This window comes from Leucobacter soli, from assembly GCF_042659205.1.
GTDB classification, from domain to species: Bacteria; Actinomycetota; Actinomycetes; order Actinomycetales; family Microbacteriaceae; genus Leucobacter; species Leucobacter soli.
Genome location: NZ_JBHSRW010000485.1, coordinates 1 through 591 on the forward strand (window position 1 = coordinate 1; position 591 = coordinate 591).

Annotated in this window: 2 protein-coding genes; one reads left to right on the top strand and one right to left on the bottom strand. The window is 73.4% G+C overall.

Annotated features, from left to right (window positions below):
- Positions 1–260: RNA-binding S4 domain-containing protein (locus tag ACFPZL_RS14095; RefSeq protein WP_382336040.1), on the bottom strand; the 260-nt coding region annotated here is incomplete at its 3' end.
- A 95-nt stretch (positions 261–355) separates the two neighbouring features.
- Here ACFPZL_RS14095 and ACFPZL_RS14100 point away from each other — a divergent pair.
- The coding region (locus ACFPZL_RS14100; protein ID WP_382336042.1) for a YigZ family protein at positions 356–591 on the top strand (236 nt) is incomplete at its 3' end.

Below are 591 nucleotides of genomic sequence, written 5' to 3' on the forward strand. Positions count from 1 at the left end.
GGCGCGGGCGGCGTCAGATCCTCGAAGAGGGCAGCCGCCTCGGCCGCGCTGCCCCGACGGGTGCCGAGACCGGTGACGCGGTAGATCTTCTCGAAGCCGTGGAGTCGTACCCGCACCACGTCGCCTTCGCTCACCGGCTGCGCGGGCTTCGCGGTGGCGTCGCCCACGCGCACGTGCCCGGCCTTGCAGGCGGCCGTCGCCTGGCTGCGGGTCTTCGCCAGGCGCACCGCCCAGATCCAGGAATCCACACGCACGCTCACGCATCGAGCCTACCCGGTGGCCTCACCCCTGATTCGGGCTCGCTCACCTCCGGGGATGCGCGGGATCACGCACCGCGGCCCGGCAGAATGGAGGGGTGGAGTACCGGACGATCGCACGAACCGTCGACGCCGAGATCGAGATCTCGCGCTCGCGATTCCTGGCGCGGCTCGAACGCGTGGAGACCGAGGCGGCCGCGCGCGAGTCCATCGCCGCGGCACGGGCGAGGCATCCGCGGGCCAGGCACCATTGCAGCGCGTTCGTGCTCGGCGCCGACGGCCGGGTGCAGCGGTCGAACGACGACGGGGAGCCGAGCGGCACCGCCGGTGCGCC